The sequence below is a fragment of the Bradyrhizobium sp. CFUWI genome (genome assembly GCF_056429085.1).
In genome coordinates this window covers 358555-373238 of record NZ_JBWJZE010000003.1, presented here as the reverse complement: position 1 = coordinate 373238, position 14684 = coordinate 358555, and the positions used below count along the sequence as shown (strand labels likewise).

Sequence of the window (14684 nt, the reverse complement as noted above, 5' to 3'; positions counted from 1 at the left end):
GATGTCATGGTCCTTGGCTTGAGCCTGCCCGCCTTAACGATGGTCCATGTCATCATCAGCCTGATCGCCATCGCCGCCGGCCTCGTCGTGATGTTCGGTCTGCTCGGCTCGAAGCCGATGCCGGGCCTCACCGCGATCTTCCTGGCTTTCACCATCCTCACCAGCGCCACCGGCTTCCTGTTTCCGTTCGAGAAACTGCTGCCGTCGCACATCATCGGCATCATCTCGCTGCTGCTGTTCGCGATCGCTTGCGTCGCGCTCTATGGCATGAAGCTCATGGGCGTCTGGCGTCCGGTCTATATCGTGACCGCGATGATCTCGTTGTATTTCAACTGCTTCGTGCTGGTGATCCAGTCGTTCCTCAAGGTGCCGGCGCTGGCCGCGCTCGCGCCTGCCGTGCCGCCGGCGCCGCCGTCGGGTCCGGTGTTCGCGGTGGTGCAGGGCATCGTGCTGGTATTCTTCGTCGTGCTCACCGTCGGCGCCTGGCGCCGCTTCAAGCCGATGGCGTTTGCCTGATCGGTCCCCCCTCGTCATTCCGGGGCGAGGTGAAGCATCGAACTCCGGTGCGCAATCGCGCGCCTGAGAATCTCGTTCAACAATCTCTGGATTCCGGGTTCGCGCGGACGCGCGCCCCGGAATGACACTTAAGGAGCCCCACAATGCCTACCATCACCACCAAGGACGGCGTCGAGATCTTCTACAAGGACTGGGGCAGTGGCCAGCCGATCGTGTTCAGCCACGGCTGGCCGTTGTCGTCGGACGACTGGGACGCGCAGATGTTGTACTTCGTCACGCGCGGCTACCGCGTCGTCGCCCATGACCGCCGCGGCCACGGCCGCTCGGCGCAGGTCGCCGACGGTCACGACATGGATCATTATGCCGACGACCTCGCCGCCGTCACCGCGCATCTCGACCTCAAGAACGCCATCCATGTCGGCCATTCCACCGGCGGCGGCGAGGTCGTGCACTACATCGCGCGCCACGGCGAGAGCCGGGTGGCGAAGGCGGCGATCCTGTCGGCGGTGCCGCCGTTGATGGTGCAGACCCCCGCCAATCCCGGCGGCCTGCCGAAGAGCGTGTTCGACGATCTCCAGAAGCAGCTCGCCGCCGGCCGCTCGGCGTTTTACCGCGACATCGCGGCCGGCCCGTTCTACGGCTACAACCGCGACGGCGCAAAGCCGTCGGAAGCGGTGATCCAGAACTGGTGGCGCCAGGGCATGATGGGCGGCGCGAAAGCGCATTACGACGGCATCGTCGCGTTCTCGCAGACCGACTTCACCGAAGACCTGAAGAAGATCAACGTGCCCGTGCTGGTAATGCACGGCGACGACGACCAGATCGTGCCTTACGCCGATTCCGCGCCGCTCTCGGCCAAGCTGCTGAAGAAGGGCATCCTGAAGACCTACAAGGGTTTCCCGCACGGCATGCCGACCACCCACGCCGACACCATCAACGCGGACCTGCTGGCGTTTTTCAGGGAGTAGAGGCGCAACTCGCGCACCAATCTGCGCCGCTCTCTGTCCTCCCCTTGCGGGAGAGGGGGGCTCGCCGCGTAGCGGCGAGCCGCGAGTCCGTCAGAGGACATCCCGATGCAAGTCATCATCTTCGGCGCGACCGGCATGGTCGGACAGGGCGTCTTGCGCGAATGCCTGGTCGACCCCGGAATCGACAATGTGCTCGTGGTCGGCCGCAGCCCGACCGGCGTGCGCAACGCCAAGCTCGTCGAGATCATCCACGACGATTTTCTGGACTATTCGGCGATCGAAACGCAGCTGACCGACTTCGATGCCTGCTTTTTCTGCCTCGGCGTCTCCTCGATCGGCATGAGCGAGCAGCGCTACCGCCACCTCACCTATGATCTCACGCTTGCGGCAGCGACGACGCTGGCGCGCCTCAACCCGCAGATGGTCTTCACCTATGTCACCGGCGCCGGCACCGATTCCACCGAGCAGGGATCGCGGATGTGGGCGCGGATCAAGGGCAAGACCGAGAATGATCTGCTCAAGCTGCCGTTCAGGGCCGCCTACATGTTCCGGCCCGGCGCGATCCAGCCCCTGCATGGTGCCCGTTCCAAGACCGCCTGGGTGCAGGCGGTCTATACGGTAACCTGGCCGCTCTGGTCGGTGCTGCGACGGCTCTCGCCGCGGCTCGTCACCTCGACCGAGCAGATCGGCCGCGCCATGATCCGCGTCGCCCGGGAAGGGTATCCGCGCAAGGTGCTGGAGATGGAGGATATCAATAGCCTCTAGCCGGTCGGCCCGTTAGTTTGTGCGGAAATTTCACGGCCCGCGCGCGTTGAGGCCTGCCCATTCCGAAGGAGAAGCGTCGGCGATGTCGCCCCAGCTCAAACTGATCGCACTCGACGCCGACGATCTCGCCGTGATCTCGACCCATGTCCAGGACGCCCGTGTCCAGGCCTCCGATATCATCTGGCGGCAAAGCGAGAAACGGCTTGTGGTCGGAATGAGCCGGCTGGACTGGGAGCAGACGCTGGAGGGCGAGGCCGAGCCGCGTCGGCTGGTCGCCGCGCTCCGCTTCGACCGCGTGCTCGCCTGCAAGTCGCGCAACATCGATCTGGCTGCTCCCGACACGGTGCTGGACCTCGTCGGCATCGAATTTCACCCGAGGGGCGGGCGCGACGAGGAGCCCGCCGGCAGTGCCCTGCTGTTGTTCGCCCAAGGCGGCGCCATCCGGCTCGATGTCGAGTGCCTGGAATGCGAGCTGACCGACCTCGGGGCGGACGCGCTGGGAACGGGGGTGGAGATCGAGGGCGAGACGTGAAGCAGCCGGTATACCAGCCGCACCGCCCCAGGCCTGAGCCAGAACGGCACCCTGCAAGGGTTGACGCCGCTTCCCCGCCGCGCCATTGAGCATGGGACCTGGTGCGCCAATCCGCCCCAAGACCAGCCAGAAGCCAAGCCAGACATGCCCGTTCGTCTCGACCGCAGCAGCGCCGATTTTGACCAGCGATTCGCGGCCTTCCTCGCCGCCAAACGCGAGGCCTCGGCCGACGTCGAGGCCGCCGCGCGCGCCATCGTCGACGACGTGGCCAGGCGCGGCGACGCCGCCCTGCTCGAGGCCACCGCAAAGTTCGACCGCCTGAAGCTGGATGCATCCGGCCTGCGCGTCACCGCCGCCGAGATCGAGGCCGCCACCAAGGCTTGCGATGTCGCGACGCTGGATGCGCTCAAGCTGGCGCGGGACCGCATCGAGACCTATCACCGGCGGCAATTGCCGCAGGACGAGCGCTTCACCGACGCGCTCGGCGTCGAGCTCGGCTGGCGCTACACCGCGATCGAATCGGCCGGCCTCTACGTGCCCGGCGGCACCGCGGCCTATCCGTCCTCGGTGCTGATGAACGCGGTGCCTGCCAAGGTCGCCGGCGTCTCGCGCCTCGTGATGGTGGTGCCCTCGCCCGACGGCAAGCTCAATCCGCTGGTGCTGGCGGCCGCGCATCTCGGCGGCGTCACGGAGATTTACCGCGTCGGCGGGGCGCAGGCCGTGGCCGCGCTGGCGCACGGCACCGCGACCATCGCGCCGGTCGCGAAGATCGTCGGCCCCGGCAATGCCTACGTCGCCGCCGCCAAGCGGCTGGTGTTCGGCAAGGTCGGCATCGACATGATCGCCGGCCCGTCCGAAGTGCTCGTGATCGCCGACGACACCGGCAATGCCGACTGGATCGCCGCCGACCTGCTGGCGCAGGCCGAGCATGATGCCAGCGCGCAGTCGATCCTGATCACCGATTCGGCGCGCCTTGCCGCCGACGTCGAAAAGGCGGTCGAGGCGCAATTGAAGACGCTGCCGCGCGCCGCGATCGCCAGCGCGTCCTGGGCTGATTTCGGCGCCATCATCATGGTGAAGAGCCTTGCCGACAGCATTCCGCTCGCCAATGCGATCGCCGCCGAGCATCTCGAGATCATGACTGTCGATCCCGATGCGCTCGCCTCAGAGATCCGCAACGCCGGCGCCGTGTTCCTCGGGCCGCATACGCCCGAGGCGATCGGCGATTACGTTGGCGGCTCCAACCACGTGCTGCCGACCGCGCGTTCGGCGCGATTCTCCTCAGGCCTGTCGGTGCACGACTTCATGAAGCGCACCTCGATCCTGAAATGCGGCCCGGATCAGCTCCGCGCGCTGGGGCCTGCCGCGATGACGCTCGGCAAGGCGGAGGGGCTGGACGCTCATTCGCGCTCGATTGGATTGCGCCTCAATCTGTCATGACAAAGCCGCCCGAACAGGACGACTCCAACAATCGCATCGTCGGCGTCACGCTCGACGAGGAGTCGATCGGCCGTTCCGGGCCCGACATCGAGCACGAGCGGGCGATCGCGATCTACGACCTGATCGAGCAGAACCTGTTCGCGCCCGAGGGCGCGGAGGGGAAGGGCCCGTTCACGCTGCACATCGGCATCACCGGCAACCGTCTGATGTTCGACATTCGCCGCGAGGACGGCACGCCCGTCGTCGCGCATCTGTTGTCGCTGACGCCGTTCCGGCGGATCGTGAAGGACTATTTCATGATCTGCGACAGCTATTACCAGGCGATCCGCACCGCGACGCCCGACAAGATCGAGGCCATCGACATGGGTCGTCGCGGCATCCATGACGAGGGATCGCGCACGCTGCAGGAGCGGCTGAAGGGCAAGGTGCGGGTGGATTTCGAGACCTCGCGCCGGCTGTTCACGCTCATTACCGTCCTGCACTGGAAGGGTTAGGGCATGGCCCGGAAAAGTGTGCAGCGGTTTTCCGACAAGGCCATGCCCTCCATCGATAGAGGCTAGGCGCGATGGCGGCGCCGCCACGCGCACGCGATCCGCAATCGGTGCTGTTCGCCTGCGCGATGAACAGCGTGCGCTCGCCAATGGCCGAAAGCCTGCTGCAGCACATGTTTCCGCAGGGCCTCTATGTGAAGTCCGCGGGCACCAGAAAAGGCGAGCTCGATCCGTTCGCCATTGCCGTGATGGCCGAGCTCGGCCAGGACATCTCCGCCCACAAGCCGCAGACCTTCGAGGAGCTGGAGGACTGGGAGGGGCTGAATTTCGACCTCATCATCACGCTCTCGCCCGAAGCACACCACAAGGCGCTGGAGCTGACGCGGACGCTCGCGGCTGACGTCGAGTACTGGCCGACCCAGGATCCCACCACCATCGAGGGCAGCCGCGACCAGAAGCTCGCAGCCTATCGCGACGTCTGCGACCAGCTGTTGATGCGCATCCGCCGGCGCTTCGCGAAGGTGGGCGCGGCGTCAGACTGACCTCGTGCCGGGCGCGGCGCCTCCTCCCCCTCGCCCCGCTTGCGGGGTGAGGCAGCCGTAACACCCGCGTCACAGACCGCGGGCACAGCCATCTCGGCAATCTCGAATCACCAAACCCCGGGTTCCCGGGTTGTGAAATCTGCCCCCTTCCGATAGGTTCCGCGCGCAATTCACCCCCGCTTCATCCCCCAAATCACCTGATGCTTGGCCGCCCCAAATTCGTACTTGCCTCCGGTTCGCCGCGGCGCCTGTCGCTGCTCAACCAGGCCGGCATCGAGCCGGATGCGCTCCGGCCGGCCGACGTCGACGAGACGCCGCGGCGGGGCGAGCTGCCGCGCGCCTGCGCCAATCGGCTGGCGCGGGCCAAGGCCGATGCGGCGCTGAAATCGGTGCAGCTCGACGACGAGCTGCGCGGCGCCTTCATCCTCGCCGCCGACACGGTGGTCGCGGTCGGCCGCCGCATCCTGCCCAAGGCGAATCTGGTCGACGAGGCGGCGCAGTGCCTGCGCCTGCTGTCGGGCCGCAACCACCGCGTCTACACCGCGATCTGCCTGGTCACGCCGCGCGAAGCCTTCCGCCAGCGCCTGGTCGAGACTCGCGTCCGCTTCAAGCGCCTCTCGGAAGACGACATCCAGGCCTATATCGGCTCCGGCGAATGGCGCGGCAAAGCCGGCGGCTACGCCGTGCAGGGCATCGCCGGCTCGTTCGTGGTGAAGATGGTCGGGTCCTACACCAACGTCGTCGGCCTGCCGCTCTACGAGACCACCACGCTGCTCGGCGGCGAGGGCTTTCCGATCCGCTTCGGCTGGCTCAATTCCACCGCCGTGTGAGCCGGCAGGCCGCGGCCCGACAGAATCGCGAAAACAACCCCATGCACAGTAGAATGGCCCGACGGGGCGCATGCACCGTCGCCCCGGGAACCCGTTTGCCGACAGGCTCTTGAACCCTTTCACCCCGCGCAAGCTGCCGACATCATGGACGACCAGGTCAAAAAGCCCGCCAGCCCACTCAAGACCTGCCCGATCTGCGGCAAGCCGCAATCGGAAGCCACCCGCCCGTTCTGCTCCTCGCGCTGCCGCGACGTCGACCTGAACCGCTGGCTCAAAGGCACCTACGTCATCCCCGGCCGCGACGACGACGTCGATGACGTCGAATAAGAAGGAATATCAATTAGATAGTTAACAGTCCGCCCCGCCGCGCGCCAGCCGCCCCACCTTATGCACAGCCGGGCCGCGCCCGGCGGAGCCCCGCCGAAGCCTCTTGGCGAAGCCGGGTGGACAGGCCGCTTCCGGCCCACTATAACCCGCCCGCTCGATGGGCTTTGGCCCCTCTCTTGGAGCACGCCCAGGTAGCTCAGTTGGTAGAGCATGCGACTGAAAATCGCAGTGTCGGTGGTTCGATTCCGCCCCTGGGCACCATTTACAGGCAATCCGAGCAAAGTTGCGAATTGCCCGAGATATGCCACGTCAGCTTCGCGGCGGAACGGCCATTCTTGAATGTCAGACGCGAGCGCTCAAAGCCGACCGGGACAAGCCGGTCGATCGCGAAGTTTCCAGAAATGATCAGATCGTGAGTTTTGCCGCAGCTTGCGCGTTTGCGCTCTGACTAGCTTATCTCGCGCTCCAGCGCTCGCAACCGGATCAAGTTCGATGCGGCATCGGCAATGGTGCCGAGCGCCTCGCGTTCATTTGCGCTCAACTTTCTCGGCTTCACATCGATCACGCATGTTGACCCCAAAGCAAAACCGAGGGGGTCGCGGACGGGGGCGCCCGCATAGAAGCGAAAGCCGTACGGCTGAGCCAGTGTGGGGTTCTGCGAAAACTGAGGTGCCTTCGAAAGATCTTCGATGACGGTCAATTCGTTGGCGACGAGCGTTTCGTTGCAAAACGCCCAATCGCGAGGCGTCGTTGATCCATCAAAACCCGTCCGCGATTTGAACCACTGTTCGCGCTGCGTGATGAGCGTGAACATCGCAATCGGGGCCCGAATCGCATGCGCCGCCAATCGGACGAGCCTGTCGAAATCCGGATCGGGGGGAGATCCAAGCAGCCCCGATTCCTTGACGGCTGCCAATCGTGCGCGCTCGTTCCAAGGCGTTCGAAAGGCTGACGTGACATCTTTGCGCCTGGTCTTCATCAATTCCTTGACGACGACTGCGCTTGTCGCAGGGACATCAGGCAACATTCCGAGTTGAACACGATTTGACCCTTGCGGGACAGGATCATCACGGCCTGACTTGGTGAGACTGACGATCGCCGTTTGCGCGAGATTGACGTCCCGGTACAGCAATGAGACCAGCCGTCTGCGCTCGCCCTCGTCTGCATTTTCGACAACGATCAGCATGGGCGGCGTGAGTGCAAGCCACTCTCGGACCTGCTGGACATCTTCCGTCACATGAAGGAGCAGGCCCAAGCCCGGAAGACCAGCGTTGAGCCAATCGGCGCCGCGCCCCTTGTCCGCCAATACGATTGCGTGGGCTCTGACCCCCGATTGCTGTTGCGCAGGACGCTCGATCAGGCTGAGCACAGCCTCTCGCGGTATCCGTCGATGTCCCCCCGGCGTTTTCCACGATGGAAGCTGCCCGCTCTCCACCCAGAGTTGGGCGGTACGGGTCGAAATGCCCAGCAGATGTGCCGCCTCGGCGGTCGTCAAAATGTCTTTCACACGATCATCCAATGTGTGAACTTACATAATGGATAGCGCCGAATTCGCAATAAAGGGAAGATAGCTGGCAAAACGTTGCGTTCGGCCCATATTCGCGTGCTGGATCGACCGACCCTCGGCGCCTGGTCTCCCGGCGAGCGGCCCTAGATGCAGCGCTCGTCGGAAAACTCGTGTCGGGCCTCTGCACAAAAGGCTCAAATCTGGGCTGTCAGGGGGCCATAAGACCGCTGGTAAAAATGCGTGCCCGCAAAGCGCAGGAGGACGTTTCTCAGTCTGCGGGGGAAGCGACGCATCTTGTCCCGAGACACACATTGGCGGTGAACCCAATCTACCCGTTTTTTTCGCCGTGTCTGGTATCGCAAGAGCGCCGTATCCACGCACAGCGCATCCGCAAGTTCGTTGGCCAGAACGATGGCATCTTCGACTGCCATGCTCGCGCCCTGAGCCATGCTCGGTGGAGATGCGTGCGCAGCGTCTCCCACGAGCACGACCCGGTTCCGGCACCAGCTGTCCAATTGGAGGCTCATCAGCTCTCCATAGTGAACCTGCGCCTGCGCGCACAGCTCGAGGACTGGACAAAGCGGACCCGCGATGTCCTCGAATAGCGGCCTCAAGGGTGTCGCTGGTGAGTAAGACTTGCGATGCTTTTCGTCAGCCGACTTGTCGGCGTAGACGTAGAGTTCAGAGGATGACACGGGTTCGAAGAGAAGGCTCTTCGTAGTTCCGAGCATCAAGGTCCATTGCTTGATGTGACAGATATTCGGCACGATGGACCGCCAGCATACGTTTCCCACATATTGAGGCGCCGGCGCCTCCGGGAAGACAGACCGCCTCACCGTGGAATTCACGCCGTCGGCACCAATGACCAGATCATACTCCTCTGTTTCGCCATCCTGAAATGTCACGCGACTGCAGTAGCGACCGCTGCTGATGTCGAGGATGTGTCGGTGCTGAATGACGCCGTCGCTCACCCCGTCCTTGAGTAATTCCCAGAGGGCTGAGCGCTTCATGCTTCTGCACGGCGCGACACCGCGCCAAAATTCATCCGCGTCGATCTCGCTGAGCAGGCGGCCCTCCTCATCGAAGAACCGCTGGTGAGAGATTGGATATGAGATCTCCATGAGCGCGTCGCGCAGTCCCAGCTCGCCGAGTGCCCTGACGCCGTTGCCGGGAAGAAACAGCGCAGCGCCACCGACGCCGGCCAGATTGTTTCGCTCGACAATGCGGGGCTGGAAACCCCTTTGAGACAAAGCTCGGCAGGTCGCGAGCCCGGCGATGCCGGCTCCTACGATAAGTATACGCATTTCATCGTCCGATATTGATTGATTTCAGCGGAGCTCTCTTCGAGCTTTCGCATTTCAGGCGTTGCGAGCAGATGCGACGGAGATCGCCGCTCGGTGATCGATCCGGCTGCCGCTACAATTCAGGCCGTGAGGCACGATGAGAAGCTACCGAAGCCTCGTCTCCCAGCGGACACCGATCAATTGCTCCGCCTTCCTGTGAGCTCCTTCAAAAACTCCGACAGCAGGTGATTGACGATGTGCGGGACTTCCCAGAAGGGGGAATGCGTCGCATTCGGAATGCGGAAGCATTTTCCCCTCCAGAGGTTCGCGTAGCGAACGCTGTCGACATAATCGAGGTTGATGATTGCGTCGTTCTCGCCATTCACGATTGCGGTCGGGACGGTCGTCAGTTCGAGTACCGCGCGTTGATTGACGCCTGCACCGCTTCTTGCGGCACTGAAAAGATTGCCCCTGAACTCGCGATCGGCTCGCTCGATGGCCCGCTGCATGAACGGCTCAAAATCGCTGCCGTATACCAACTCCGCGAATTCCCGTGCCTCTTCTGACGTGAGCTCTCCCCTCGATGCCAGGCCGTTCAATGGCTTCGACACGAACCCTTCCGAAAAATTTGAACCCACTGCTGGCGTCCCCATCAGAAACTGTCCGCGCGAGATATTAGAGCGTGACAGCATCTCGATGGCGATATGTCCGCCGAGCGAGGCGCCGACGATCGCTGCATGGTCGATGCCAAGCTCACCAAGAAGCTCGATGACAAGATCCGCCAGTCCAGGACGCGAGTAGGTTCGCGCGCGATCCTTGGCATCTTCCGAATCGCCATGGCCGGGCAGATCGAAGCTGATCAGATGGTAGCTATCCAGCAGCGGTGACAACATCTGCTTCTGAAATACCGCCCGGCATGCCGAATTTCCATGAATGAAGACGACGGGAAAGCCGGCTCCTCTCGTTTCGACAGCGATCGTTCCATGAGAGGTTTTGACTTTGAGAGTTGTTGTTGGCATGTCCATTTTCTGCACACTGCGCCGGCCCGACGACAGGCGAACGGGCTGGTCACGCTGATGAGGTAAGTCGTGGCGTGCTTGCGTGCACGCCTCGCGGTTATGTTGGATGCCTCGCCGGAATCAGGCGTGGTGAGTGGCTTCGAGGCCTTGCGCATGGGACAAGCCGTGCTGTGCCCGGATCAGGTCTGCAGCCCGCTCTCCGATGACGACGCACGGCGCCATCGTGTTTCCCGTCGTGATGCGCGGCATGATCGATGCGTCGGCGACCCGAAGGCCCTCGATGCCGTAGACCTTGAGCCGGCTGTCCACCACGGACATGCTGTCGCGTCCCATCTTGGCAGTGCAGGACTGATGCCAATAGGTGACCGCTGACTTGCGTATGAAATCGATCAGACCCGGACGATCGCGTCGACCTGGCGCTGCCTCGCCGCTGACGAGCGGAGCGAAGGCCTCGCTGTTGCCGACCTCCCGACACAATTCCACCGCTGCCAAAGCAGCCGCCAGATCTTCCGGCTCGCTCAGGGAGTTCGGCTCGATGAGAATGCGATCGCTATGGTCCGGCCCGGAAAGACGCAGCCAACCCCGGCTTTTCGGTTGTGCAAGCCCGGTGAACATCGTCCAGCCATGTTCCGGCGTGGCGATCTCCGCTTCCGCAGGCGCCGGCACCGCAAATTCGAGCTGGCACTGCAGGATGTCCGGCTGAAGCAGCCGGGAATCGCTTTTCCAATAGAGCGTCGCTTCGCACCCCCCGCCACCGACAGCCTCCGGCTTGCGGTAGGCCCAGGTGCACCCAAAGGCGAGATGATCCTGATGATTGCGACCGACCCCCGGCAGATGCTGAACGACCGGGATGCCGTGGAGCTTCAGCTCGTCGCTCGAGCCGATACCTGACTGCATGAGAACCTTGGGCGTCTGGACGGCCCCCAGCGACAGCACCGTCTCGCACGTTGCGCGAAACCGACGGCGCGCGCCATTGACCAGAGCTTCGATGCCCGTGACCGTCTTGCCGTCGAACAGCAGACGCGTGACCAGCGCATCGGTGAGAACGGTGAGATTCGGCCGCCCCATCGCCGGGTGAGCATAGGAACGGAAAACCGACTCCCGCTTGCCGTCACGAATCCTGAGTTCCGCGATCGACGCCCCTCCCGGACCTTCCATCATCTCGCCGTTGGCGCTGTCGAAAACCGGAATGCCCATGAGGCCGGCGGCATTCACCAATGCGCGTGCGACAGCCTGAGGTGCGTCCGGTTGCGCAACATAGACCGGGCCGCCGCTTCCGCGTCGAACTGCATCGGGCGCACCGCGCCAATCTTCGATCCGGCGATAGTAGCCCAGCACCGACTCGTAGCCCCACGCATCGTCGCCCGCTTCCGCCGCGAAGTGATTCCAATCTTCCTTGTGGCCACGTGCCCACACCATCACGTTGATGCTTGAGCCTCCCCCGAGCCCTCTGCCCATGCTGAGCGGCAGTCTTCGGCCGCCGAGCCCGGATGCGGGCTCACCGACGAATCCCCAATCCCGCGCACTGCCGAGGTTGACTGGCCACTGCGACGGATCGGAGACGGAGGTGCAATTGTCGTCGCCGCCGGCTTCGAGAAGCAGAACGCGTGCCCTTCCGTCTTCGGCGAGCCTGGCCGCAACAACCGATCCGCTGGATCCAGCCCCGCAGACGATGAAGTCGAATTCGGTACCGCTCTCTCCCGCACAGGAGACGCCGTTTGATGCTGCCTCGTGGCGCCGAAAGGCTTGGGATGCGTCGTTCATCTGGTTGACCTCTGTCGATGAGTTCGAGTGACGAGGCGTGCCTGATAGATGGATCAGATTTCAAATTCAACAAATTTATCAATTCCAGCAATTTTTGACTCGCCGAAATTTGGTGCCGAGCATCATGGCAAGCGATTGATACGACGCGGTTTTTGTGACCGACTCGCCAAAGCTCTAGGAAATCGAGCCTGGGCCCGTTGCTTTCAAACGATTTCGTGATGTGTCGGTCCGAATGCCTCAGTTGCGGGAGGCGCGATGGGATCTGCCGCCATTCATCACGGTCAACTGCGTTCGACGTCCGCTTGCTATCGGTGGGGTTGTTGAACCCACAGCAACAGTGAGACGCTCGCCTGACGCCTTCTGCCGGCCGCGATCGGGACGAGAAACAATGACAATCGGGAGCGGCACGCGTTGCCGCTCCGCATCGAGCGGGATACCCCATCTGGGGTAGCATCGCCTTCGCTACGCCGTTGGCACGGTTCCGCCGTCGATGGTGTATTCAGCGCCGGTTATTGCCGAAGCACGATCGGACGCAAGGAAGGCGATGAGGCTGGCGACCTCGTCCGGAGTCGTCGGGCGGCCTAGCGGGATGCCGCCGAGCGACTCCATGATGATTTTTTTGCCGCCCTCGTAGTCGGTGCCGGCATGCTCGGCCAACCGATGGGCAAGCGCCGCCGACGCTTCCGTTTCGATCCACCCTGGCGAGACCCGCACGACGCGGACGCCCTTGGCCGCAACTTCCTTCGAGAGCGCCTTGCTATAGGTCGAAAGCGCAGCCTTTGCGGCGGCATAGGCCGTCGTCGATTCCGGCAGAGGAAGTTGCCTTTGAATGGAGGATACATGAATAACGACGCCGCTTCCCTGAGCGATCATGCCCGGCAGAAGATGCTTGTCGAGGCGGACGGCCGGGAAAAGATTGAGATGGAGTTCCTCGTGCCAACCGGCGTCGGTGATCGCCATGAAGCCGCCTCCGGGCGCTGACGATCCGCCGAGCATGTGCACGATAATGTCCACGCCGCCAAGTCGCTCACCGACGGCTTCGGCAACGGTCGAGCAACCCTCCTCCGTGGTGAGATCGGCCGCGACGAAAAGTGCCTCAGGCAACGTTTCCGTACGGCTACGCGCGCATGTCATCACTTGCGCGCCCAGCTCGCGGAACATCTTCAAAGTCGCGGCGCCGGCGCCCTTGGTTCCGGCGGTGATCAGCGCGCGCTTTCCTTTCAATGTGAGAAATTCGGCCATTACCCGATCTCCAGGCCGGCGATTTCACCGTTCGCAATCGTGAAGGTGTAATTGAGCACGGCAGGGCTCCCGGGAAAGCGGCCCGTCACTGTTGCTCTCACTCTCAATTTATCGCCCGCGCTTGCGACCTCGACCGGTACGGCGACGTGGTGATATTTGTCCTTGGCGGCTCTCCACCAAATCCGGACTGCGTCGCTCCCCTGGTGAACAACGCCTTCGTCCGTCACCGATCCGTTGCGAGAGAACGCTGCGACTAGGGCGTCTGGATCGTTGCGAGTATCCGCGTCAAAAAACGCTTCGATTATGCGGGGCAAATTCAACATCTCGATCCTCCAGTGCATGAACCTGCCCTCAGCTAGCACTCGACCATTGCTGCAATAAGTGGGATAAATCGGGATGAGGAATTGAATGGTTTGGGATAATGGAGCGTGCGGGGCTGAACGATCTGGAAGCGGTCATCGCCATTGCGCGGCGGGGAAGTTTTCGGGCTGCCGCGATTGACCTTGGCATGTCCACCACTGCGCTGAGCCATGCGATCGCGAAATTCGAGGAACGCCTCGGTGTCCGCCTGTTCAACCGGACGACCCGCAGCGTATCGGTGACCGATGCAGGGCGGTTGTTCGTGGAGCAGGTTGGCCCCGCACTCCAAAATCTCCAGGGGGCATTGGACGCGGTGCGATCCCAGCGCGAGACCCCGTCGGGCACGATCAGGATCAATGCGGCCCCGTTCGCCGCCCGGGAAATCATATCCCCGCTCGTCATCGAATTTCTGCGCCGCTATCCGGACATGAATGTCGATCTGGTCACCGAAGGTCGACTGGTCGATGTCGTTGCCGACGGCTTCGATCTCGGCGTTCGGGTCGCCAACCTTGTGCCCAGCGACATGATCACTGTGTCGCTTGGCCGCGCGCAGCGATATGCCATTGTGGCGTCGCCGGAATATCTGAAGAATCATGGCCGCCCGCGCGTGCCCCCCGACCTTTTGAACCACCGATGCATCCGGGTCCGGCTGCCGGATGGAGCGTTGTTCCGCTGGCGGTTTGAACGGGACGGAGAAGCGATTCAAATCGATCCGCCCGGCCCAATTGTGCTCGACGAAGTGACTCTTGCTCGCGTTGCCGTCGCCGAGAATATCGGTATTGGCTGTTTTATGGAGCAAAGCGTATTGGCCGACATCAAGGCAAAGCGCTTCGTGCGCCTGCTGGACGATTGGACGCCCCCTTTTCCCGGACTGTGCCTGTATTACCCCGGACGTAGAAATCCGTCGGCAGGGTTGAAAGCGTTCCTCGCTCTGGCGCGCGAGCTAGCGAGTTCATCTGCGCCAAAGTTAGGCAATGGGATCGAGAATTGACGACTTAGATGTCCGCTCCACGTCACGAACGGCATTGCCAGTTTTAGAACGTCATCGCTGCTCAATTACATCATGATTTCAATGACATACAAGTTCGTATTTATGTC

16 protein-coding genes and 1 tRNA gene are annotated in these 14684 nt (G+C 63.0%); 11 read left to right on the top strand and 6 right to left on the bottom strand.

Annotation, left to right across the window (positions count from 1 at the left end):
• Positions 1-6 precede the first annotated feature (6 nt).
• The 10 genes from AC066S_RS09020 (at position 7) to AC066S_RS08975 (ending at position 6672) form a co-directional block, all read left to right on the top strand.
• Positions 7-516: a hypothetical protein gene (locus AC066S_RS09020; RefSeq protein ID WP_478269454.1), complete on the top strand. Its 510-nt coding sequence runs from the start codon at positions 7-9 to the stop codon at positions 514-516.
• Between the two features lie 143 nt (positions 517-659).
• Positions 660-1484, top strand: coding sequence for an alpha/beta fold hydrolase (locus AC066S_RS09015; protein ID WP_135168845.1), 825 nt, complete (start codon positions 660-662; stop codon positions 1482-1484).
• 105 nt (positions 1485-1589) lie between these two features.
• Positions 1590-2249, top strand: coding sequence for an NAD-dependent epimerase/dehydratase family protein (locus tag AC066S_RS09010; RefSeq protein ID WP_478269453.1), 660 nt, complete (start codon positions 1590-1592; stop codon positions 2247-2249).
• Between the two features lie 82 nt (positions 2250-2331).
• Positions 2332-2781 (top strand): DUF2948 family protein, encoded by a 450-nt coding sequence (locus tag AC066S_RS09005; protein ID WP_126260324.1) that lies wholly within the window; start codon positions 2332-2334, stop codon positions 2779-2781.
• 144 nt (positions 2782-2925) lie between these two features.
• Positions 2926-4221, top strand: a complete 1296-nt coding sequence (gene hisD, locus AC066S_RS09000; RefSeq protein WP_126260325.1) for a histidinol dehydrogenase — start codon at positions 2926-2928, stop codon at positions 4219-4221.
• Positions 4218-4715: a UPF0262 family protein gene (locus AC066S_RS08995; RefSeq protein WP_126260326.1), complete on the top strand. Its 498-nt coding sequence runs from the start codon at positions 4218-4220 to the stop codon at positions 4713-4715. The genes hisD and AC066S_RS08995 overlap by 4 nt, the downstream gene beginning before the upstream one ends.
• Positions 4716-4786: 71 nt before the next feature.
• The gene (locus tag AC066S_RS08990; RefSeq protein ID WP_478269452.1) at positions 4787-5254 is read left to right on the top strand and encodes an arsenate-mycothiol transferase ArsC; all 468 of its coding nucleotides are present in this window, start codon (positions 4787-4789) and stop codon (positions 5252-5254) included.
• A gap of 200 nt (positions 5255-5454) precedes the next feature.
• Positions 5455-6084 (top strand): Maf-like protein, encoded by a 630-nt coding sequence (locus tag AC066S_RS08985; RefSeq protein WP_126260329.1) that lies wholly within the window; start codon positions 5455-5457, stop codon positions 6082-6084.
• 144 nt (positions 6085-6228) lie between these two features.
• The gene (gene yacG / locus AC066S_RS08980; RefSeq protein ID WP_126260330.1) at positions 6229-6411 is read left to right on the top strand and encodes a DNA gyrase inhibitor YacG; all 183 of its coding nucleotides are present in this window, start codon (positions 6229-6231) and stop codon (positions 6409-6411) included.
• 185 nt (positions 6412-6596) lie between these two features.
• Positions 6597-6672 (top strand) — tRNA-Phe (locus tag AC066S_RS08975).
• Positions 6673-6859: 187 nt separating this feature from the next.
• On the opposite strand, the gene AC066S_RS08970 is transcribed toward AC066S_RS08975, so the two are convergent.
• The 6 genes from AC066S_RS08970 to AC066S_RS08945 all read right to left on the bottom strand — a co-directional run bounded on the left by AC066S_RS08970 (position 6860) and on the right by AC066S_RS08945 (position 13549).
• Positions 6860-7918 (bottom strand): helix-turn-helix domain-containing protein, encoded by a 1059-nt coding sequence (locus tag AC066S_RS08970; RefSeq protein ID WP_164718913.1) that lies wholly within the window; start codon positions 7916-7918, stop codon positions 6860-6862.
• Positions 7919-8112: 194 nt separating this feature from the next.
• Entirely contained in the window at positions 8113-9222 is a 1110-nt protein-coding gene (locus AC066S_RS08965; RefSeq protein WP_126260332.1) for an FAD-dependent monooxygenase, read from the bottom strand.
• A 176-nt stretch (positions 9223-9398) separates the two neighbouring features.
• Positions 9399-10220, bottom strand: a complete 822-nt coding sequence (locus AC066S_RS08960) for an alpha/beta fold hydrolase (protein WP_164718914.1) — start codon at positions 10218-10220, stop codon at positions 9399-9401.
• Between the two features lie 120 nt (positions 10221-10340).
• Entirely contained in the window at positions 10341-11984 is a 1644-nt protein-coding gene (locus AC066S_RS08955) for a GMC family oxidoreductase (protein ID WP_126260334.1), read from the bottom strand.
• Positions 11985-12446: 462 nt separating this feature from the next.
• Positions 12447-13226 carry an SDR family oxidoreductase gene (locus AC066S_RS08950; protein WP_126260335.1) on the bottom strand — a complete coding sequence of 260 codons (780 nt, stop codon included), beginning with the start codon at positions 13224-13226 and terminating at the stop codon, positions 12447-12449.
• On the bottom strand, positions 13226-13549 hold the full coding sequence (locus tag AC066S_RS08945) for a nuclear transport factor 2 family protein (RefSeq protein ID WP_235885053.1): 324 nt from the start codon (positions 13547-13549) through the stop codon (positions 13226-13228). The genes AC066S_RS08950 and AC066S_RS08945 overlap by 1 nt, the downstream gene beginning before the upstream one ends.
• Before the next feature lie 98 nt (positions 13550-13647).
• On the opposite strand from AC066S_RS08945, the gene AC066S_RS08940 reads away from it, so the two are divergent.
• On the top strand, positions 13648-14577 hold the full coding sequence (locus AC066S_RS08940; protein ID WP_126260336.1) for a LysR family transcriptional regulator: 930 nt from the start codon (positions 13648-13650) through the stop codon (positions 14575-14577).
• The last annotated feature ends 107 nt before the right edge of the window (positions 14578-14684 follow it).

Bases quoted from the DNA above. Each gene is read 5' to 3' on its own strand.
- AC066S_RS09020 (WP_478269454.1), top strand. From the start codon at position 7: ATGGTCCTTGGCTTGAGCCTGCCCGCCTTAACGATGGTCCATGTCATC.
- AC066S_RS09015 (WP_135168845.1), top strand. From the start codon at position 660: ATGCCTACCATCACCACCAAGGACGGCGTCGAGATCTTCTACAAGGAC.
- AC066S_RS09010 (WP_478269453.1), top strand. From the start codon at position 1,590: ATGCAAGTCATCATCTTCGGCGCGACCGGCATGGTCGGACAGGGCGTC.
- AC066S_RS09005 (WP_126260324.1), top strand. From the start codon at position 2,332: ATGTCGCCCCAGCTCAAACTGATCGCACTCGACGCCGACGATCTCGCC.
- hisD (WP_126260325.1), top strand. From the start codon at position 2,926: ATGCCCGTTCGTCTCGACCGCAGCAGCGCCGATTTTGACCAGCGATTC.
- AC066S_RS08995 (WP_126260326.1), top strand. From the start codon at position 4,218: ATGACAAAGCCGCCCGAACAGGACGACTCCAACAATCGCATCGTCGGC.
- AC066S_RS08990 (WP_478269452.1), top strand. From the start codon at position 4,787: ATGGCGGCGCCGCCACGCGCACGCGATCCGCAATCGGTGCTGTTCGCC.
- AC066S_RS08985 (WP_126260329.1), top strand. From the start codon at position 5,455: ATGCTTGGCCGCCCCAAATTCGTACTTGCCTCCGGTTCGCCGCGGCGC.
- yacG (WP_126260330.1), top strand. From the start codon at position 6,229: ATGGACGACCAGGTCAAAAAGCCCGCCAGCCCACTCAAGACCTGCCCG.
- AC066S_RS08965 (WP_126260332.1), bottom strand. From the start codon at position 9,222: ATGCGTATACTTATCGTAGGAGCCGGCATCGCCGGGCTCGCGACCTGC.
- AC066S_RS08960 (WP_164718914.1), bottom strand. From the start codon at position 10,220: ATGCCAACAACAACTCTCAAAGTCAAAACCTCTCATGGAACGATCGCT.
- AC066S_RS08955 (WP_126260334.1), bottom strand. From the start codon at position 11,984: ATGAACGACGCATCCCAAGCCTTTCGGCGCCACGAGGCAGCATCAAAC.
- AC066S_RS08950 (WP_126260335.1), bottom strand. From the start codon at position 13,226: ATGGCCGAATTTCTCACATTGAAAGGAAAGCGCGCGCTGATCACCGCC.
- AC066S_RS08945 (WP_235885053.1), bottom strand. From the start codon at position 13,549: ATGTTGAATTTGCCCCGCATAATCGAAGCGTTTTTTGACGCGGATACT.
- AC066S_RS08940 (WP_126260336.1), top strand. From the start codon at position 13,648: ATGGAGCGTGCGGGGCTGAACGATCTGGAAGCGGTCATCGCCATTGCG.